This window comes from Curtobacterium sp. ODYSSEY 48 V2, from assembly GCF_023712625.1.
In the GTDB taxonomy this organism is placed as follows: Bacteria; Actinomycetota; Actinomycetes; order Actinomycetales; family Microbacteriaceae; genus Curtobacterium.
Map to the genome: position 1 here is coordinate 56,923 of NZ_JAMAXX010000004.1, position 18,723 is coordinate 75,645.

17 protein-coding genes are annotated in these 18,723 nt (G+C 72.9%); 7 read left to right on the forward strand and 10 right to left on the reverse strand.

Going from position 1 to position 18,723, the window contains the following annotated elements; all coding sequences use genetic code 11:
• Positions 1–837, reverse strand: a complete 837-nt coding sequence (locus tag M3666_RS07315; RefSeq protein WP_081984775.1) for a DUF429 domain-containing protein — start codon at positions 835–837, stop codon at positions 1–3.
• 250 nt (positions 838–1,087) lie between these two features.
• On the opposite strand from M3666_RS07315, the gene ligD reads away from it, so the two are divergent.
• Entirely contained in the window at positions 1,088–2,107 is a 1,020-nt protein-coding gene (gene ligD / locus M3666_RS07320; RefSeq protein ID WP_251154904.1) for a non-homologous end-joining DNA ligase, read from the forward strand.
• A gap of 47 nt (positions 2,108–2,154) precedes the next feature.
• On the opposite strand, the gene M3666_RS07325 is transcribed toward ligD, so the two are convergent.
• A complete protein-coding gene (locus tag M3666_RS07325) occupies positions 2,155–2,298 on the reverse strand; it encodes a hypothetical protein (protein WP_153257421.1) in 144 nt (47 codons plus the stop codon).
• A gap of 101 nt (positions 2,299–2,399) precedes the next feature.
• Positions 2,400–3,443: an ATP-dependent DNA ligase gene (locus M3666_RS07330; RefSeq protein WP_251154905.1), complete on the reverse strand. Its 1,044-nt coding sequence runs from the start codon at positions 3,441–3,443 to the stop codon at positions 2,400–2,402.
• 136 nt (positions 3,444–3,579) lie between these two features.
• On the opposite strand from M3666_RS07330, the gene M3666_RS07335 reads away from it, so the two are divergent.
• Complete coding sequence (locus tag M3666_RS07335) at positions 3,580–4,623, forward strand: MBL fold metallo-hydrolase (protein WP_066653618.1); 1,044 nt, start codon at positions 3,580–3,582, stop codon at positions 4,621–4,623.
• A gap of 42 nt (positions 4,624–4,665) precedes the next feature.
• Here M3666_RS07335 and M3666_RS07340 read toward each other — a convergent pair whose 3' ends face one another.
• A complete protein-coding gene (locus tag M3666_RS07340; protein WP_066653625.1) occupies positions 4,666–5,298 on the reverse strand; it encodes an FMN-dependent NADH-azoreductase in 633 nt (210 codons plus the stop codon).
• Between the two features lie 163 nt (positions 5,299–5,461).
• On the reverse strand, positions 5,462–6,364 hold the full coding sequence (locus M3666_RS07345; RefSeq protein ID WP_209683161.1) for a LysR family transcriptional regulator: 903 nt from the start codon (positions 6,362–6,364) through the stop codon (positions 5,462–5,464).
• A gap of 81 nt (positions 6,365–6,445) precedes the next feature.
• On the opposite strand from M3666_RS07345, the gene M3666_RS07350 reads away from it, so the two are divergent.
• The 3 genes from M3666_RS07350 to M3666_RS07360 all read left to right on the forward strand — a co-directional run bounded on the left by M3666_RS07350 (position 6,446) and on the right by M3666_RS07360 (position 11,250).
• A complete protein-coding gene (locus M3666_RS07350; protein ID WP_251154906.1) occupies positions 6,446–9,916 on the forward strand; it encodes a bifunctional proline dehydrogenase/L-glutamate gamma-semialdehyde dehydrogenase in 3,471 nt (1,156 codons plus the stop codon).
• Positions 9,917–10,276: 360 nt separating this feature from the next.
• Positions 10,277–10,735 (forward strand): VOC family protein, encoded by a 459-nt coding sequence (locus M3666_RS07355; protein WP_251154907.1) that lies wholly within the window; start codon positions 10,277–10,279, stop codon positions 10,733–10,735.
• Positions 10,736–10,812: 77 nt separating this feature from the next.
• The gene (locus M3666_RS07360) at positions 10,813–11,250 is read left to right on the forward strand and encodes a VOC family protein (RefSeq protein ID WP_209683155.1); all 438 of its coding nucleotides are present in this window, start codon (positions 10,813–10,815) and stop codon (positions 11,248–11,250) included.
• Between the two features lie 24 nt (positions 11,251–11,274).
• On the opposite strand, the gene M3666_RS07365 is transcribed toward M3666_RS07360, so the two are convergent.
• On the reverse strand, positions 11,275–11,895 hold the full coding sequence (locus M3666_RS07365) for a QsdR family transcriptional regulator (RefSeq protein WP_251154908.1): 621 nt from the start codon (positions 11,893–11,895) through the stop codon (positions 11,275–11,277).
• 63 nt (positions 11,896–11,958) lie between these two features.
• On the opposite strand from M3666_RS07365, the gene M3666_RS07370 reads away from it, so the two are divergent.
• Complete coding sequence (locus M3666_RS07370; protein ID WP_066653643.1) at positions 11,959–13,152, forward strand: acyl-CoA dehydrogenase family protein; 1,194 nt, start codon at positions 11,959–11,961, stop codon at positions 13,150–13,152.
• 216 nt (positions 13,153–13,368) lie between these two features.
• On the opposite strand, the gene M3666_RS07375 is transcribed toward M3666_RS07370, so the two are convergent.
• From M3666_RS07375 to M3666_RS07385, 3 genes are all read right to left on the reverse strand, one after another.
• Positions 13,369–14,241, reverse strand: coding sequence for a patatin-like phospholipase family protein (locus tag M3666_RS07375; protein WP_251154909.1), 873 nt, complete (start codon positions 14,239–14,241; stop codon positions 13,369–13,371).
• 153 nt (positions 14,242–14,394) lie between these two features.
• Positions 14,395–15,423 (reverse strand): NADPH:quinone reductase, encoded by a 1,029-nt coding sequence (locus M3666_RS07380; RefSeq protein ID WP_251154910.1) that lies wholly within the window; start codon positions 15,421–15,423, stop codon positions 14,395–14,397.
• 146 nt (positions 15,424–15,569) lie between these two features.
• Positions 15,570–15,932 (reverse strand): helix-turn-helix domain-containing protein, encoded by a 363-nt coding sequence (locus M3666_RS07385; RefSeq protein WP_251154911.1) that lies wholly within the window; start codon positions 15,930–15,932, stop codon positions 15,570–15,572.
• Between the two features lie 90 nt (positions 15,933–16,022).
• Here M3666_RS07385 and M3666_RS07390 point away from each other — a divergent pair, with 90 nt between their 5' ends.
• Positions 16,023–16,676, forward strand: a complete 654-nt coding sequence (locus M3666_RS07390) for an NAD(P)-dependent oxidoreductase (RefSeq protein WP_251154912.1) — start codon at positions 16,023–16,025, stop codon at positions 16,674–16,676.
• A 699-nt stretch (positions 16,677–17,375) separates the two neighbouring features.
• Here M3666_RS07390 and M3666_RS07395 read toward each other — a convergent pair.
• Entirely contained in the window at positions 17,376–18,698 is a 1,323-nt protein-coding gene (locus M3666_RS07395; protein ID WP_066653656.1) for an MFS transporter, read from the reverse strand.
• Positions 18,699–18,723: the final 25 nt, after the last annotated feature.

Consider the following 18,723-nt stretch of genomic DNA (forward strand, 5'->3'; position numbering starts at 1 on the left):
CTAGCCGCGCGGCCGCCGCTGCGACCCACGCGCGGGTGCCACCACGACGGGCTTGCGGCCCGCCTCGTCCGGTGGGTCGGACGGGAGGCCCGGGTCACCTCCCAGCACCTGCACCCGTTCGTCGCCGTGCCGCTCCCAGAACGCGGCGGTCCAGGCGCACAGGGCTCCGTCGAGCAGGTCCTCCCGGTGCTTGTGTGTCGGCCCGTGCAGCACCGACGGGTCGGCGAGCCCGGCCGTCAGGGGATGGGAGTCCAGCAGCAGCGGCGGGTCGAGCGGGGTCGTGCGCAGCCGGTGCACCAGGTCGTCGAACGCCTCCGCGCGCCGCTGTCGGGCGACGGCGGCCGGGAGCTTCAGGTCGAGGCGCTTGTAGCGCGGACGCTCGTCGTCGTAGCCGAGCTCCTCGACCCCCACGAGGGTCGTGTACGGGTAGCACTCGAACGCCGCCGGCTCGGTGCGCTCCCGCATCGCCGCGGTGTCGCTGACGTAGCCGATCCCGAGGTCCGTCAGCCGGTCGAGCAGCCGTGCCCCGGCGCTCGCCGCCGAGGCGAGGTTCGTCGGGTTCGCCGCGACCTTCCACCGGCCGTAGCGTTGCCCGACCTGCCGCTCGGCCTCGCGGATGCCGCTCGGGTTCGTCACCACGAGCGAGGCGTCGACAGCGACCAGGGTCCGTCGCCCGAGGTGCGCCGCGATCCAGTCCGTCACGGCGTCGACCCCGCGGGCCCACCCGGCGTCCGTGATCGTGCCGTCGTCGGCCATCGCGACGAGACCGGTCTCGTTCGCGGGCTTCCGGTCGCTGCCGAGGCCCCACGCCAGGTCCACCCCGAGGTACGCCGTCACCGGTCCATCGTGCCCGGCGTCGCTCGGTCGACGCTCCACGCCCGTTGCCGTGCCGCTCGCCGGCCCTCCGCAGCCGCGCCTGAGCGGGCAGGACACGCCGCGCGTGGTGCGCCGAGCGGGCGGAACTCGTCGGCCGACGGCGGTGAGCGTGACAGATCTGGCCCGCTCGGCGGGGAGGGCGGGGAGGGCGGGGCCGAGGGCAGGCCGGGGCCGGGGGCGCCCGGAGCGCCGGCCGTGTACGGTCCGCTGCATGGCGAGCGAGGCGACGACGCTGACGGTCCCGGGTCCGGACGGCGACCGGGAGGTGCGGATCAGCAGCCCGTCCCGCGTGCTCTTCCCCGAGGTCGGGATCACGAAGCTCGACCTCGCCGAGTACCTGGTCGCCGTCGGGGAGCCCTTCGTCCGGGCCAACGGGGACCGACCGATCTCGCTGCAGCGGTTCGGGTCGGGCATCGACGGGGACTCGTTCTTCTCGAAGAACCCGCCGAAGGGTGCTCCCGAGTACGTGCGCGACGTCGTCGTCACCTACCCGAGCGGCCGGTCACACCCGCAGCTCGTGGTCGACGAGCCGGCGGTCGCGGTGTGGGCAGCGCAGATGAACACCGTCGTGTTCCACCCGTGGGCGAGCCGCGCCGAGGACTCCGACCACCCCGACCAGCTGCGCATCGACCTCGACCCGCAGCCGGGCACCGACTTCCACGACACGGTGCCGGTCGCGCACGAACTCCGGAAGGTGCTCGACGAGGTCGGGCTCACGGCGTGGATCAAGACCAGCGGCAACCGCGGCCTGCACGTGTTCGCACCGATCCGGCCCGAGCACGACTTCCTCGACGTCCGTCACGCGGTGATCGCGGCGGCGCGGGAGCTCGAGCGGCGGATGCCCGACCGTGTGACGACGGCGTGGTGGAAGGAGGAACGCGGGCAGCGCGTCTTCGTCGACTTCAACCAGGCGAACCGCGACCGCACGATGGCCGGCGCCTACAGCCCGCGAGCCCTGGCACATGCGAGCGTCTCGACGCCGATCACCTGGGACGAGCTCGACAGCGTGGACCCGACGACCCTGACGGTGATCGCCGTCCCGGAACGGCTGCGGACCCTCGGCGATCCGTGGGAGTCGATGCACGCGGAGCCGGGGGACATCGCTCCGTTGCTCGGGTGGTGGGAACGGGACCTGGCGTCCGGGCTCGGCGAGCTGCCGTTCCCGCCCGACTTCCCGAAGATGCCGGGGGAGCCGCCGCGCGTGCAGCCGTCCCGGGCCAAGAAGGCCTGAAGCGCGGAACGGACCGTGCGAGACGGACCGGCCCTGACCGGGCCGGCTCAGGCCGCGGCGACGTCCTCGGCGCGGTGCTCGGGCTTCGCGACCCGGCTGGTGTGCATCGGCAGCGTGACGCTCGCCGTGTGCAGTCGCGTCAGGCGGGACCAGGTGCCTCGGTTGGCGTCGCTGATGCCGTCGATGATCATGTCCCGCTCCCGTCTCCACCGCGCCCCCGGATCCCCGTCCGGAAGTCACTAGTTAGCCTAACTACTGCGAGCATATTGACGCGCGGCGGCCGGTGCAAGCGCTAGGACAACACGTCGCGCAGGTCGTACGCAGATGGGACATCGAGCTGATCGAACCCGCACGACCGGGCGTCGCGGTCGGGCCGCCACCGCTCGAACTGCACCGTGTGCCGGAACCGGTCGCCCTCCATCTGGTCGTACCGCACCTCGAGCACGCGTTCCGGCGCGAGCCGGACGAACGAGGTGTCGCGACTCGACGAGAACCGCGACCGTTCCCCGTCACCGGTGACGGGCCTCCCGTCCGCATCGCGGAGCACGACGGGCTCGAGCTCCTCCACCAGCTGCTGCCGCCGGCGGTCGGTGAAGGCGGAGACGCCGCCGACCTGGCGGAGGTCACCGTCCGCGTCGTACAGCCCGACGAGCAGCGAGCCGACGCCGCTGCCGCTCTTGTGCACGCGGTACCCGATCGCGACGACGTCGGCGGTCCGGTGGTGCTTCACCTTGAGCATGGTGCGCTTGTTCGGCTCGTACGCCTTCGCCCGGGGCTTGGCCACGACGCCGTCCAGGCCGGCGCCCTCGAACGTGGTCAGCCACTCGCGGGCGAGGTCGACGTCGAGCGTGGTGCGGGTGACGAACAGCGGGTCGGTCATGCCGTCGGCGAGTGCCTCCAGCTGTGCGCGCCGCTCGTCGAACGGCAGGTCCAGCAGTTCCGTCCCGTCGACGGCGAGGAGGTCGAACGCGACGAACTGTGCGGGGGTCTCGACGCTCAGCGTGCGGATGCGCGACTCCGCGGGGTGGATCCGCTGGGAGAGGGCCTCCCAGTCCAGGTGCTCGGCGCCCCGCTCACCGCTCCGCAGGACCACCTCGCCGTCGAGCACGACGGGGTGGCCGCGTCCGCCGAACTGCGCGCGGAAGGCCTCCACGAGCTCCGGGAAGTACCGGGTGAGCGGCTTCGCCCCGCGGCTGCCGATGGTGACGTCGTCGCCGTCGACCGTCACGATCCCCCGGAAGCCGTCCCACTTCGGCTCGTACCGCAGTCCGCCGCGGACGCTGTCGGGGTCGGGCACGGTGGCGACGGCCTTGGCGAGCATCGGTGCGATCTCCATGTGGCCTGTCTACTCGCGGTCGCTCCGGCGGACGGGAGGCTCGGCTCGGCGCCGTCCGTCCGTCGCGACGCGCACGGGTCCCGACCGGGAGGCACGGCCCACCCCGGCGCGCGGGCGTCGTCACTATGGTGGTCGCGTGACGACCGTGCCCCCGCCGGCAGCGCCGGCACCGGAACCGATCAGCCCCGTGCAGGCCGCCGCGCTCCGCGACGGCGTCCTGCCGCCCGTCGAGCAGGTGCGCCCCGGCGTCTGGACCCTCGCGGTGCCGTTCCGCGGGGGCGTGCCGGACGCGACCCTGTCCTACGTGGTGGAGGGGACCGACGGGACCCTCGCCGTGATCGACCCCGGCTGGGCGGAGGACGACGAGCTCGCAGTGCTCCGCGCCGGTCTCGCGGCGATCGGGCGCTCGGTCGACCAGGTCGGACTCGTCGTCGTGACGCACCTGCACGCCGACCACCTCGGTGCTGCCGCCGCGCTCCGGCGTGCGAGCGGGGCTCGGATCGCGATGCACCGGCTCGAGGTCGAGGCCCTGCGGCGGGAGCGCGAGGACGCCGCCGCGAACGACGCCGACATCGCCGGGTGGGGGCTGCCCGCGGAGCTGGTCGCCGGCGTGGTCGCCGCGTGGGGGAGCGGACGACGGATCGGCCTCGGTCGCGCGGTCGAGCCCTTCGCGGACCTGCTCGTGGCGGACGGCGACGTGCTGCCGATCCCCGGGCGCGAGGTCCGGGCGCTGTGGACACCGGGGCACACCGCCGGGCACCTGTGCCTCGTCGACGAGGGCGACGGGCTGCTCTTCACCGGCGACCACGTGCTGCCGCGCATCAACTCCGGGATCGGACTCGGCGGCCGGACGACCACGAACCCGCTCGGCGACCTCCTGTCCTCCCTCGCACGGCTCGACGGGTACGGCGACCTCGAGGTCTGTCCGGGGCACGAGTACCGCTTCCGCGACGTCGTCACGCGTGCCCGGACGCTCGCCCGGCACCGAGCGGAGCGTTCGCACCACGTCGCCGCGGCGCTCGACACCCTGACGTCCCCGACCCTGTTCGAGGTCGCCTCGCGCGTGCCGTTCAGCGGGGGGATCGACTCGATGACGGGGTTCCTGCTCGCGAGCGCGCTGACGCAGACGGCCTTCCACGCGGACCTGCTCGGCCGGGCGGACGAGATCCGGCGAGACTGAGATCGGTCCGGCTGACGCCGGTCCGGCTGCCTCCGGTCCGGCTCAGACGACCGTCGCGGCGAGTCGTTCGAGCGTGGTCCGGGCGTCGGCGAACTCGGCCGACGCGTGCTCGGCGAGCGGTGCGAGGTCCGGGATCCGGTCCGCGAGGGTGGCGCTGACGGTCACCGGGTACAGCTTCATGCCGAGCGCCGTCCCGAGGATCAGGTGCAGCACGGGCGAGCCGTGGTCCCAGGTCTCGGTCGGGGAGCCGGCGTCGTAGGTGGCGCCGCGGCTGACGACCGTCACGACCGGCCGACCGGCGAGCGGCTGGACGTCGCCGGCGAGGACCCCGGGCACGTGGACCCGGTCGATCCAGGCCTTGAGGGTCGACGGCACCGTGTAGTTGTACAGCGGCGCCCCGACGACGACGGCGTCCGCGGCGAGGAGCTCGTCGATGACCTCCTGGCGGAGTGCCTCGGCCTCGGGCGCGACGGACTCCTCGGCGGTGCGGTCGGACGCTGCCCAGTGCAGTGCCGAGGTCTCGAGGTGCGGGAGCTGGTCGACGTGCAGGTCCCGGCGCACCACCGTGTACTCCGGGCCGCGGGCGCGCCAGGCGTCCGCGAACGCGGCGGTCAGGGCGCGCGAACGCGAGTGGGCGAGGTCGGCGGAGGAGTCGATGTGCAGCAGCGTGGGCATGCGGCCCACGCTACCGACGCGTGCCCCGGTGGGACGGGCAGCCGACGGCCCGTGTCCCCGTGGACGTGGAGCGGCCCCGTCGTGTCCGCGAGGGACACGGCGGGGCCGCGGGAGGAGCCTCCCGGCCGGCCACGGCGTGACGGGGCGGACGGGAGGCTGCGGGTCAGCGGTGCACGGACGCCGCCGCGCGTTCGAGGGCGTCGCGGAGCGCACGGACCGCCGGGGAGGACGACCCTGCGGCGCGGACCACGGTGAAGATCGTCCGTCGCGGACGATCGGGCAGGTCGACGAGCCGGCACGTGGTGGTCCGACCCGTCCACATCAGGTCGGGCATGAGGCTGACGGCGTTCCCGGACTCGACCAGGCGGATCTGGGTCTGCAGGTCGGCGGTCTCGTACCGCACGTCGGGCTCGAAGCCCCACCGGCGGCAGACCTGCTCGGCGAAGTGCCGCGACGCCGTTCCGCGGGGCTCCATCACCCACGGCATCGCCTCGGCGTCCTCGATGGACGACACCGGCGCCAGGGCCGTGTCGACCGGCGGCAGCGCGAGGCGCACCTCGTCCGTCGTCAGGTCCGACCGGTGCAGCCCGGACAGGTGCGGCGCGGTGTGTGCCGGGTACTGCTCGGCGATCACCATGTCGAACTCGCGGGCCCACGTCTCGTGCAGTGCCGTCTCGGGCTCGCGCTGGACCATCTCGATGCGCACGTCCGGGTGCGCGACGGCCATCTCGTGCAGCGCGTTCGGCATGAGGGCGAGGGCGGCCGACTGGAACACCGCCACGCGGACCCGTCCCTGCACCGTGGGGAGCGACGACTCCACCTGCGCCTGCGCCTGGTCGAGCACGTCGAGCACGTGCCCGGCGGCCTGCACGAGCACCTCGGCCTGCGGGGTGAGCTGCAGGCGACGGCCGACCTTGCGGAGCAGGGGCACGCCGGCCTCACGCTCGAGCACGGCGAGCTGTTGCGACACCGCGGACGGCGTGAAGTTGAGGGCCTCCGCGACGGCTGCCACGGTGCCCCGGATCGAGAGCTCCCGGAGGAGGACGAGACGACGGACATCGAGCATGCAGAAACAGTAGCTGTCCTGCACGGTACGCATCAGCAGGAGTTGCTTCCGCTTACGCTTCTCGAACTCCACACTGAACCCATGACCGACCTCCAGGCACGCGACGCCGAAGCCGCACCGACCCCGCACGACGACCTGGCGGACCAGTCCGTCGCCCTCGTCCGCCAGTGGTTGGCCGAGGCCGAGACCTACCCGGTCGACGGCTCGGCGAAGCAGCTCGCAGGCGTCCTCGCCGACCCGGCCGGGCTCGACTTCGCGGTCGGGTTCGTCGACGGCGTCGTCCGGCCCGAGGACCTCGGGGTGGCCGCCCGGAAGCTCCGGCAGATCGCGCCCGGTGCGCCGGGGTTCCTGCCCGCCGCGCTCCGCGGGCTCGTCCGGCTCGGCGGTGGCATGGCCCCGGTGCTGCCCGGTGTCGTCGTCCCGATCGCGCGGCGGGTGCTCCGCGAGATGGTCGGACACCTCATCGTCGACGCGACCGACGCCAAGCTGGGGCCGGCGATCGCGAAGATCAAGCGCGACGGCGTCCGACTGAACGTGAACCTGCTCGGCGAGGCGGTGCTCGGTGAGAAGGAGGCCTCGCGCCGGCTCCAGGGCACGCAGCGGCTCCTCGCCCGTGACGACGTCGACTACGTCTCGATCAAGGTCTCGTCGACCGTGCACCCGCACTCGCCGTGGGCGTTCGACCACGCCGTCGAGGACATCATCGCGAAGCTCCGCCCGCTCTTCCGTCGCGCCGTGCAGAGCTCGCCGCGCAAGTTCATCAACCTCGACATGGAGGAGTACAAGGACCTCGACCTGACGATCGCGGTCTTCACGAAGCTCCTCGACGAGCCGGAGTTCACCGACCTCGAAGCCGGCATCGTGCTCCAGGCGTACCTGCCGGACGCGCTCGCCGCGATGCAGCACCTGCAGGAGTGGTCGGCCGCTCGTCGTGCCCGCGGCGGTGCCGACATCAAGGTCCGCCTCGTCAAGGGCGCGAACCTGCCGATGGAGCAGGTCGAGGCCTCGGTGCACGGGTGGCCGCTCGCCACCTGGCACACGAAGCAGGACTCGGACACCAACTACAAGCGCGTGCTCGACTGGGCCCTCACGCCCGAGCGCATCGCGAACGTGCGCGTCGGCGTCGCCGGGCACAACCTGTTCGACGTCGCGCACGCCTGGCTGCTCGCCGGGGAGCGCGGCGTCCGTGACGGCATCGAGTTCGAGATGCTGCTCGGCATGGCGCAGGGGCAGGCCGAGGCGGTCCGTCGCACGGTCGGCTCGCTGCTGCTCTACACGCCGGTCGTCCACCCGGGCGAGTTCGACGTGGCGATCGCCTACCTGATCCGACGGCTCGAGGAAGGCGCGTCGCAGGAGAACTTCATGTCGGCGGTCTTCTCGCTGGCGTCGTCGCCCGCGCTCTTCGCCCGCGAGGAAGCACGGTTCCGCGACTCCCTGGCCCCGCTCTCGCAGCCCGGCGGCCTGGACGCCCCGGCGCCGCACCGCGTCGGCGACCGGTACGCGGCGGTCGAGCGGCCCCGCCCCGGTCACTTCGAGAACACGCCGGACAGCGACCCGTCGGTCGCGACGGTCCGCGAGTGGGGTGCGGCGATCACGTCGCGCGTCGCCACGTCGACGCTCGGGGAACGCGCCGTCCAGGAGGCCCGGCTCACCTCCGCCGAGCAGCTCGAGACCGTCCTGGGTCGCGTCCGCGCCGCCGGGACCGAGTGGGGCTCGTGGTCCGGTGCTGCGCGCGGCGCGGTGCTCCACGCCGTCGGCGACGCGCTGGAGGCGAACCGCGCCGCCCTCGTCGAGGTCATGGCGGCCGAGGCCGGCAAGACGATCGACCAGGCCGACGTCGAGGTGTCCGAGGCGATCGACTTCGCGCACTTCTACGGCGAGCTCGCCGCACAGCTCGACGACGTCGACGGCGCGTCCTTCTCGCCGGCCGCGCTGACGCTGGTCACGCCGCCGTGGAACTTCCCCGTCGCGATCCCGGCCGGCTCCACCCTGGCCGCCCTCGCTGCCGGCTCGGCCGTCGTGCTGAAGCCCGCGCCGCCGGCCGAGCGCTGCGGTGCCGTGCTGGCGACGGTCATCGAGACCGCGCTCGACGCCCACGGCGTCCCTGCCGACGTGCTCGCCTTCGTCCAGGTGGCCGAGGACGACCTCGGCAAGCAGCTCGTCGCTGCTCCCCAGGTCGACCGGGTGATCCTCACCGGCGCGTACGAGACGGCCGAGTTGTTCCGGTCGTTCCGTCCGGACCTGCCGCTGCTCGCGGAGACGTCGGGCAAGAACGCGATCATCGTCACCCCGTCCGCCGACCTCGACCTCGCGGTCAAGGACGTCGTCGCCTCCGCCTTCGGGCACGCCGGGCAGAAGTGCTCCGCCGCCTCGCTCGTCGTGCTCGTCGGGTCCGTCGCGTCGTCGCGCCGCTTCCGCTCGCAGCTCCTCGACGCCGTGTCCTCGCTCACCGTCGGGTACCCGACCGACCCGACGACGCAGATGGGGCCGATCATCGAGCCCGCCGCCGGCAAGCTGCTCGAGGGCCTGACGACGCTCGGCTCGGGGGAGTCGTGGGCGATCGCACCGAAGCGCCTCGACGACACCGGCAAGCTGTGGAGCCCCGGTGTCCGCGACGGCGTCCGGCGTGGGTCGGCGTTCCACCGCACCGAGTACTTCGGCCCGATCCTCGGCATCATGACCGCGAAGACCCTCGACGAGGCGATCGACATCGTGAACGAGGTCGACTACGGCCTGACCTCGGGACTGCACTCGCTCGACGCGTCCGAGATCGGCACGTGGCTCGACCGGATCGAGGCGGGCAACCTCTACGTGAACCGCGGGATCACCGGTGCCATCGTGCGGCGGCAGCCCTTCGGCGGGTGGAAGAAGTCCGCCGTCGGAGCCGGCACCAAGGCGGGCGGGCTGAACTACCTGCTCGGGCTCGGTTCGTGGTCGCCGGCACCGGCGTCGGCCGGTGGGGCGACGTCCGCCCCCGTGCGCTCGTTCCTCAGCGCAGCCGGGGTCACGTCGGGGTCGCTCGAGCGGGCCGCCGCGTCCGACGAGCAGGCCTGGTCGTCGCTCTTCGGTGCAGCGGTCGACGTCTCGGCGCTCTCGGCCGAGCGGAACATCGCGCGGTACCTGCCGTACCCCGGAGTCCACGTCCGCCTGGCGTCGGCGGAGGAGCCCGCGGTCGCCGACCTCGTGCGTGTCGTGGCCGCGGCGGTCCGCGCCGGGACGACGATCGACGTCTCGTCGGTGGCCGCGCTGCCGTCGGTCGTCGCATCGGCCGTCCGCGCCCTCCCGAACGTCCGGTCCGTCGCCGAGGGGCAGTCCGACGAGGCCTTCGCGAAGCGCGTCGAGCGTGGCGAGTCCACCCGCGTGCGGCTCGTCGGCGGCGACACCGCGGCGCTGACGACCGCGATCGGTGGCCGTCCGGACGTCGCCGTGTACGGGGAGACCGTGACCGAGGCCGGGCGGATCGAGCTGCTCCCGTTCCTCCGCGAGCAGGCGGTGTCGATCACGGCGCACCGCTTCGGCACGCCGAACCACCTCACCGACGCGCTGATCTGACCGGTGTCGGGCGGCTCGACCGGGCCGCCCGACGCGCGTGCGGCGGGAGTCGAACCACGGAAGCGACATCGAACCAGCACCGGGCGCTGGTTCGATGTCGCATTCGTGGTTCGATGCGAGAGGCAATCCGTGCGCCTTCCGGACCGTCGGACGCGCGGGGGACGGCGCGCCGTACCGTCCGGCAGCCGCGCTGCGTACCGTCGAACGCATGTGCGAGTCCGTCCAGTGCCCGGTGTGCGGCAAGACCTCGTGGACCGGCTGCGGCGACCACGTGCGCGATGTCTTCCGAGGCGTCCGACGTCGAGATCGCTGCACGGGCCGAGGGCTCCCTCGGCACGTCCTCGACACCGCGGGCTTCCGGTGAGGACGGCCGACGGCGGCATCGTCGATCCGCAGGGGTTCGCGCACGTCCGGTTGACCGTGACGGACATCCGACGGAGCAAGGCGTTCTACGCACAGCTGTTCGGCACGGCCCCCGGGAGCGACTTCAGCGACGAGATCGACGACCCCACGATCCACGACGACCCCTGGCGGACGTACGGCGGGTGCTCGTTCACGTTCCACGGGCAGACGCTCGGGCTCCGACCGGTCGCTCCCGCGGGGGACCGCTTCGACCCCGACCGGGTGGGCCTCGACCACCTCAGCCTCCGGGTCCGGTCCGTGGACGACCTCCACCGCGCCGTCGAACGGCTCGACGCGGCGGGCATCGTGCACGGGGCGGTGACGGACCTCGAACCGTTCGGACTCGTCATCCTGTCGCTGCAGGACCCGGACGACATCAACCTCGAGCTCGCGGCGCCGCGACCGTCGGACGCCTGACCGACCGGGTGCGCCGGGCTGGCCGGTAGCCGCACGCTGCCCGGTGTCGCTCAGCCCTCCGGCGTTGGCTCGGGTGCATGAGCGAACAGATCGTCAAGCCCCTCGGCCTCGCCCACGTGCGGGTCACCGTCACCGACATCCACCGCAGCAAGGCCTTCTACGAGCAGCTGCTCGGTACGGCACCGGCAATGGACTTCAGCGAGCACGCCGACGAGCCCGGCATCACCGAGGACCGTGAGCGGCTCTACGGCGGCGCGATCTTCCCGGTCGGCGACCAGCTCTTCGGGCTGCGTCCGGTCGCGCCGAGCGGACAGCGCTTCGACCCTGACACCGTCGGCCTCGACCACGTGAGCTTCGTCGTGGGTTCCGTCGACGAACTGCACGCTGCTGCCGAACGCCTCGACGCCGCCGGCATCGAGCACGGCGAGGTCACCGACCTCGGGGACGCCGGCATGGTCATCCTCTCGGTGCAGGACCCGGACGACATCAACCTGGAGCTCGCCGCGCAGAAGTGACCGGACGGCGACGGGCCCCGGCCGTCACGGGCGGAGGATGTACGCGAACGTCGTCCTCGCCCGGACGGGATCGGGGTCGTCGCCGGAGATCAGGTCCGCGTAGGTGAACGACTCCGACACGCGGACCAGCAGCCGTGCGAGCTCCTCAGCGGACAGCGGTGCCGGGTCGAACGCCCCGGCCTCCTGTTCCGTCGCGATGACGGAGGTCACGACGGCGACGAACCGGCGCTGCACGTCGCTGTCGGTCGTCGTGAGCAGGCGCAGGGCGCGGCTCGGTTCGCGGGTCAGGAAGGCGCGGAAGTACGGCGCGCGGATGAGGTCCGCCGTGAAGCGGTCGAGCACGTCGACGATCCGCGCCGCGCCGGACGGGGCCGCCGCCCGCCCCGCGGCGTCCAACGTCGGTACGGCGAGCGACCACAGGATCTCCGAGAGCAACTGGTCGCGGTTGCCGACCCACCGGAACAGCGAGGTGCGGTCGACACCGAGCGACGATGCGAGCGAGCCCATGTCGATGCGCGCTCCGTCGATGAACGCACGTCGCGCCGACCGGAACGCGCGCTGGGAGTCGCCGTGGGCCTCCAGTCTGGCCGCGAGCGCGCTCGGGACGAGCGTCGACCCGAGCGTGCCGAGTGGTTCGTTCCTCACCGTTCCCCCTGAGTGCCGATGCCGATCTTGCAACGTTTTCGAGAATGATGCATCGTTGGTGCCATGTCAACGTCGATCACCGACACGCCTCTGCTCGAGTCCGACTTCTACCGGTTCCAGGAGGGGCTCACGGCCCGTGAGCGGGAGTCGCTCGGGCAGCTGCGTGCGTACCTCGAGGCCGAGGTCCGTCCGATCGCCGACCAGTACTGGGCCCGTGCGGAGTTCCCGGTGCAGACCATCGCGCCGCTCGCCGAGCTCGGCATGTACGGCCCGGGCATCCCGCTCGTGCGGCACTTCGAGAACTCGGCCGTGTACCGCGGGTGGGCGGCGCTCGAACTCGGTCGCATCGACGCCGGCGTCTCCACGTTCATCGGGGTGCAGTCCGGCCTCGCGATGAACTCGATCGCCGTCGGCGGCAGCGACGAGCAGCAGCAGGAGTGGCTGCCGCGGATGGCTCGCGGCGAGGTCGTCGGCGCGTTCGGGCTCACCGAGCCGCTGTCGGGCAGTGACTCGGCGCGAGGGCTCCGCACCACGGCGCGGCGCGAGGGCGACACCTGGGTGCTGGACGGCGAGAAGCGGTGGATCGGCAACGCGACCTTCGCGGACGTCGTCGTGATCTGGGCGAAGGACGTCGCCGACCAGCAGGTCAAGGGCTTCCTCGTCACCACGGACACGCCGGGCTTCACCGCCACCAAGATCGAGGACAAGATCGCGCTGCGCACCGTGCAGAACGCCGACATCGTGCTCGACGGCGTCCGGGTGCCCGAGTCGCGCCGACTCCAGCGCGCGGACTCGTTCCGCACCACGGCGGCGGTGCTCCGGCTCACCCGTACGGAGGTCGCCTGGCAAGCCGTCGGCATCGCGATCGGTGCCTACGAGGCAGCGCTCGCCTACGCCCGCGAGCGCGTGCAGTTCGGCAAGCCGATCGCCGCGCACCAGATGGTGCAGGACCTGCTCGTGCGGTCCCTGATGAACATCACCGCGTCGATCGCGCTGTGCACGCAGGCCTCGGCGATGCAGGACCAGGGGATCGGCGGCGACGAGCACTCCGCGATGGCGAAGGCGTTCGCGACGGCGAAGATGCGCGAGACCGTCGGCTGGTGCCGCGAGGTCCAGGGCGGCAACGGCATCGTCCTCGACAAGGGTGTCGCGCGGTTCTTCTCCGACGCCGAGGCGATCTACTCGTACGAGGGGACGCGCGAGGTGAACACGCTCATCGTGGGCCGGGCGATCACGGGCGAGGCCGCGTTCGTCTGACGGCTGCCGCCCGTCCTCGCGACGTTGCACGCGTCGATCGACGCGTGCAACGTCGGAGCATGCGACCGCACCTGGTGCGTGTGCATCGTGCGACACCGCACCCGTCGATCGACGCGTGTGGTGTCGGGAACGGCGCGCTCGAGACCTGACGGCCGGCCGCGCCATCCGCGCCATCCGCGCCGCCCGGGGCGACCGCGTCGGCCGACCGTCGACGGCTCAGGCCCAGAACGCCGCGATCGCCTCCGCCGCCGCCTCGCCCTGCCGACGACCCTCGGTCGCCGAGGGCGCCTGCGTCGACAGCGACAACGAGTTGTCCCCGAACGCGTGCTGCGCCCCGCTGTCCGCCACGATCGTCTCGACCGAGCTGCCGCCGGCCCGCAGGGACTCCACCGCCAGGTCGAGCCACGGCCCGAGCGGCGACGGTCCCTCCGGCCCGCACGCGACGACGAGCACGCGCTCGTACCCGGCGGCGACGTCCGCGTTGGTGGCCGAGCGGAGGCCACCGTCGTAGTGCGGGACGCCGTCGATGTGCACGGGAGACCACACGAACGGCACGGAGCAGCTCGCGGCCACGGCGCGGGGGAGCGGCACGCCCGACTCCGCGGTCAGCACCCGGAACGCCCCGTCGAGGGCGTCGATCGTCGTCAGCGCGAGCCGCTCCGCCGGCCAGTCGGTCGACGGCAGGGTCTCGGTGAAGGTCGCGGTGCGCTCGTCGTCGGACTGCCCGGTGACGACCTGCTGCGCCACGGCGCCGAGCCGCGCGCGGGCGTCCTGCTCCGAGGTCGCGCCCGCGAGCACCTGCAGCAGGCGGTCCTGGAAGTCCTCGCCGGCGATCCGCTCCGGCTCGACGTAGGTGCTCGGTAGCGGCGCGTGCTGCTGCTCGTACGCCTGGCCCACGGCGCCGGCGCGGACGAACGACCCGACGACGCTGCCGGCGCTCGTCCCGACGACGAGGTCCGCTGCATCGAGGTCGACCCCGGCGTCCTGCAGGGCGGAGAGGACCCCGACCTCCCACGCGATGCCGGCGACGCCGCCACCCCCGAGGACGAGTGCTCTGGTTCCGGGCGCGGGCGTCGAGACGTCGGTCATGGGTCCTGTGTACCAGGTGGGCGCGGGACGGCCGGGAGGCGCGGGGCGGATCCGCCACGCGCCTCCCGGCCGTCACCGGGTCGACTCGGTGACGCGGCGTCCGGACGCGGGTCGCGCCTCCCGTCCGTCACCCGGTCGCGTCGGTGACCGGCCCTACTCGGACGCGACGTCGATCAGGACCTTCCCGACCGCGTCGCCCTCGACGGCGTCGTGCGCGGCCGCGGTGTCCTCGAGTGCGAAGCGCGTCAGGGGGAGGCCGGCGTCCTCGCCGACGGGCAGGACGTCGGCGCGCAGCGCGGCGGTGACGTCCTCGGCGGCGGCGGCCAGGGCTCGGTCGCCGATCGTGTACAGCAGCAGGAACTGGTAGCGCGCGTTGACCGACATGTTCGGACGGATCGGCAGCGTCGCGTCGTCGCCACCGTTGTTCGCGTAGATCGACACGACGCCGTGGTTCGCCAGGACGTCGGCGACGAGCTGGGCGTTCTGCGGGATCGAGACCTCCACGACGATGTCGACGCCGTCCGGGGCGATCTCGTGGATGCGCGCGGCGGCGTCCTCGTCGCGGTAGTTCACGGTGTGGTGCGCGCCGGCGGCGGTCGCCAGGGCAGCCTTCTCGTCGGAACTGATCGTGCTGATCACGGTCGCGCCGGCCCACCGGGCGAGCTGGATCGCGGCGTGCCCCACCGCCCCGGCGCCACCGGCGACCAGGACCGTGCGGCCCTCGAGCGCACCGGGGGTCAGGCGGTCCGGACCGTCCTCGTGGGTGGTGAGTGCGCGGTGGGCGGTCATCGCCGGGACACCGAGCGAGGCACCGACGTCGAAGCTCGTGCCCTCGGGCAGCACGACCGCGCGCGCTGCCGGGACGACGGTGTACTCCTGCGCGGTGCCGGTGGGACGGCTGGCGGCTGCCATGTACAGCCACACGCGGTCGCCCTCGTGCAGGGTCTCGACGCCCTCGCCGACGGCGTCGACCACGCCGGCGCCGTCCTGGTTCGGGGTGATCTCGGGGAAGGGCAGGCCGTCGCCGTAGGTACCGCCGGCGCGGGCCTTCCAGTCGGTGGGGTTCACACCGGAGACGACCACGCGGACGCGGACCTCGCCGGGGCCGGGCTGGGGGACCTCCCGCTCGACCAGGTCGAGGACGCTGCTGTCACCGGGCTTCGTGTAGACGATCGATCGCATGTGTCCAGGCAACCACCGCCGGTTCCCGGGTCTTCCTGCGGACGGTCAGCGGCGGTCGGCCGCGCGTGTCCGCGGCGCCGCGTGACGCCGCACCGGTGCCGTGCGGGTCCCGGTGCTGCGCGGTACAGCGCCACACGGCGACGCGCTCAGCGCGCGTCGTACACGTCGCGCGAGTCCTGCACGTCCGCCATGTGCGACGTCGCCCAGTCCTCGAGCGGCGCCAGCACCGCGCGCAGCGAGCGACCCCGCTCGGTGAGCTCGTACTCGACCCGCGGCGGGATCTCGGGGAAGACCGTGCGTGTCACCAGTCCGTCCCGCTCGAGCGCGCGCAGCGTCTGCGTGAGCATCTTCTGCGACACCCCCTGCACCCGGTTCGCGACGGCGGAGTAGCGCTGCGGTCCGTCGACGAGCGACCCGATCACCAGCACGCTCCACCGGTCGCCGATGCGGTCGAGCAGCTGCCGCGAGGGGCAGTCCGCCGCGTAGGGGCTGTACTCGAGTGCTGACATCCCGACCTCCGTTACGCACTGTGAGGTGCCTACTTCCCAGAAGAGAGTAACGCGAGTACCGTCGGTCGCACCAGTCACGGAAGGACTCTCATGACCAACATCGTCGTCTTCGGCGGCACCGGGTACGCCGGCTCCGCCATCGTCCGCGAGGCCCTGTCCCGCGGTCTCGCCGTCACCGCCGTCGCTCGCGACACCTCCAAGCTCGACGCCGCCGAGGGGCTCACCCTCGCGCAGGGCGATGCCTTCGACCCGTCGTTCGTGGCGGACGTCACGAAGGACGCCGACGTCGTCGTGGTCTCGCTGCACGCGGTCCAGGCGGACGGCAGTGAGCTCAAGGACAAGTTCCAGCACTTCGTCGACGCAGCGGCTGCTGCCGGCGCCCGGCTCGGCATCGTCGGTGGTGCGGGTTCGCTGCTCGTCGCCGAGGGCGGTCCGGCGCTCTACGAGACCGCCGAGTTCCCCGACGCCTTCAAGGGCGAGGCGAAGAGCCACGGTGAGATCCTCGACCGCCTGCGCTCCGGTGGGTACACCGGCGACGTCGACTGGTTCTACGTGAGCCCGGCCGCGGCCTTCGGCGGGTACAACCCCGGCGAGCGTCGGGGCACCTACCGCACCACGGACGACCTGCTCCTCACCGACGCCGCGGGCAACTCGGACATCTCCGGTGCGGACTACGCGATCGCGATCGTCGACGAGATCGAGCACCCGGCGCACCACCGCGCGCGGTTCGGCGTCGCGTACTGACGCGAGCGGCCGGCGCGACCGGCTGACGGACGGGAGGCACGGTGCGGGCTCGCACCGTGCCTCCCGTCCGTCGCGTGGTGCGGCGTGCTCCCGCACAACGGAACGCACGTCGCGCCACGTGATCCCGTGGCGCGACGTGCTTTCGGTTGTGCCGCGCCCCTGCGCGTGTTCCGTTGCCGGACGGGAGGCGCGGTGCGGGGTCGGCCCGTGCCTCCCGTCCGCTACGTGGTGCGGCGTGCTCCTGCACAAGGGAAAGCACGTCGTGCCACGTGTTTCCGCGGCGCGACGTGCTTTCGGTTGTGCCGCGCCCCCGCGCGTGTTCCGTCGCCGGACGGGAGGCGCGGCGCGGGGTGGCACCGTGCCTCCCGTCCGTCGCGTGGTGCGGCGTGCTTCCGCACAAGGGAAAGCACGTCGTGCCACGTGTTCCCGTGGCGCGACGTGCTTTCGGTTGTGCCGCGCCCCTGCGCGTGTTCCGTTGCCGGACGGGAGGCGCGGTGCGGGGTCGGCCCGTGCCTCCCGTCCCTCGCGTGGTGCGGTGCGCTCCCGCACAACGGAAAGCACGTCGTGCCACGTGTTCCCGTGGCGCGACGTGCTTTCGGTTGTGCTCCAGCGCCGCGCGCCCCGCAGCCGCGCGCCCCGCAGCCGCGCGCCCCGCAGCCGCGCGCCCCGCGCGCCGCGGGCCGCGTGCGCTACCGCGCGCTACCGCGCCTCGATCGCGGGCAGCGGCACGTGGTGCCGCATCCGCACCGCCAGGTGCAGCCCGCCCCGCCGTGCGAGCACGACGCCGGCGACGACCGCCGCCACCGCGGGGACGCCCCCGGCGACCACCATGCCGACGTGCGCGCCGAAGTGGTCGACGACCTGCCCCATGACCGGCCCGCCCACGGCCTGGCCGCCGAGCAGCACGAGCACGTAGAGCGACATCACCCGGCCTCGGATCGCGACGTTCGACGACAGCTGCACGAGCGAGTTCGACGCCGTCATGAACAGCAGTTGTGACATCCCGACCGCGACGAGCGCCACGGTGAACGGCGCGATCACCGGGATCGAGCCGCTCACGACGAGCAGCACGCCCGTCCAGAACACCCCGCCGACGATCGTCCGCAGCCGCACGGTCGCGCGCCTGGTCGAGAGCAGCGCCCCGGCGAGGGCTCCGACCGCGACCGCGGAGTTGAACACCCCGTAGCCGCCCGCGCCCACGTCGTAGACCTCGGACGCGAAGGCCGAGAGCAGCACCGGCATCGTCAGGGCGAACACCGAGAAGAACGCCATGAGCACGACCGGCACCAGGATCGTCGGCTTCCGGACGGCGTAGCGCAGGCCCTCGACGAGCTGTCCCTTGGCGCGCGGCATCGGCGGGGTCCGGTGGAGCTCCGAGGTCCGGAGGAACCCGAGCGTCACGACCACGGCGACGCAGGCGATCGCGTTCACCCCGAACGACCACCCCGCCCCGACGGCGACGAGCAGCGCTCCGGACAGCGCGGGCCCGATCATCCCGCCGAGCTGGAACACGCTCGAGTTGACGCTGATCGCGTTCCGCAGGTGCTGGTGCCCGACGATCTCGGTGACGAAGACCTGCCGCGCGGGGTTGTCGATGACGGTGACCATCCCGACCAGGAACGCGATGACCCAGATGTGCCACGCCTCGACCACGCCGGTGAGGGTCAGGACGGCGAGCAGTGCGGAGAGCACCGCGAAGGCGCCCTGGGTGAGCATCATGAGCGCGCGCTTCGAGAACCGGTCGACGAGCACCCCGCCCCAGAGCCCGAAGAACAGCATCGGCGCGAACTGGCACGCGACGGTGATGCCGACCTGCGCGACGGAGCCGGTGAGCTGCAGGACGAGCCAGTCCTGCGCGATCCGCTGCATCCAGCCCGCGGTCATCGCCACGAGGTTGGTTGCGGTGAACAGCCGGAAGTTGGGGACCGACAGGGCGATGAGGGTGTGCCGCCACGGTGGACGCTCGGCCTGGATCGGGAGTGGTTCGGTGGGTGGAGGGAGGGTCGTCGATGACGCACTCACGGTGGTGGGGCTCCGGATCGTCGGG

What these genes read in the sequence shown, in the direction of transcription:
- ligD (WP_251154904.1), top strand. Translation starts at nt 1,088, where the DNA reads ATGGCGAGCGAGGCGACGACGCTGACGGTCCCGGGTCCGGACGGCGAC.
- M3666_RS07325 (WP_153257421.1), bottom strand. Translation starts at nt 2,298, where the DNA reads ATGATCATCGACGGCATCAGCGACGCCAACCGAGGCACCTGGTCCCGC.
- M3666_RS07330 (WP_251154905.1), bottom strand. Translation starts at nt 3,443, where the DNA reads ATGGAGATCGCACCGATGCTCGCCAAGGCCGTCGCCACCGTGCCCGAC.
- M3666_RS07340 (WP_066653625.1), bottom strand. Translation starts at nt 5,298, where the DNA reads ATGCCCACGCTGCTGCACATCGACTCCTCCGCCGACCTCGCCCACTCG.
- M3666_RS07345 (WP_209683161.1), bottom strand. Translation starts at nt 6,364, where the DNA reads ATGCTCGATGTCCGTCGTCTCGTCCTCCTCCGGGAGCTCTCGATCCGG.
- M3666_RS07350 (WP_251154906.1), top strand. Translation starts at nt 6,446, where the DNA reads ATGACCGACCTCCAGGCACGCGACGCCGAAGCCGCACCGACCCCGCAC.
- M3666_RS07360 (WP_209683155.1), top strand. Translation starts at nt 10,813, where the DNA reads ATGAGCGAACAGATCGTCAAGCCCCTCGGCCTCGCCCACGTGCGGGTC.
- M3666_RS07370 (WP_066653643.1), top strand. Translation starts at nt 11,959, where the DNA reads ATGTCAACGTCGATCACCGACACGCCTCTGCTCGAGTCCGACTTCTAC.
- M3666_RS07375 (WP_251154909.1), bottom strand. Translation starts at nt 14,241, where the DNA reads ATGACCGACGTCTCGACGCCCGCGCCCGGAACCAGAGCACTCGTCCTC.
- M3666_RS07380 (WP_251154910.1), bottom strand. Translation starts at nt 15,423, where the DNA reads ATGCGATCGATCGTCTACACGAAGCCCGGTGACAGCAGCGTCCTCGAC.
- M3666_RS07385 (WP_251154911.1), bottom strand. Translation starts at nt 15,932, where the DNA reads ATGTCAGCACTCGAGTACAGCCCCTACGCGGCGGACTGCCCCTCGCGG.
- M3666_RS07390 (WP_251154912.1), top strand. Translation starts at nt 16,023, where the DNA reads ATGACCAACATCGTCGTCTTCGGCGGCACCGGGTACGCCGGCTCCGCC.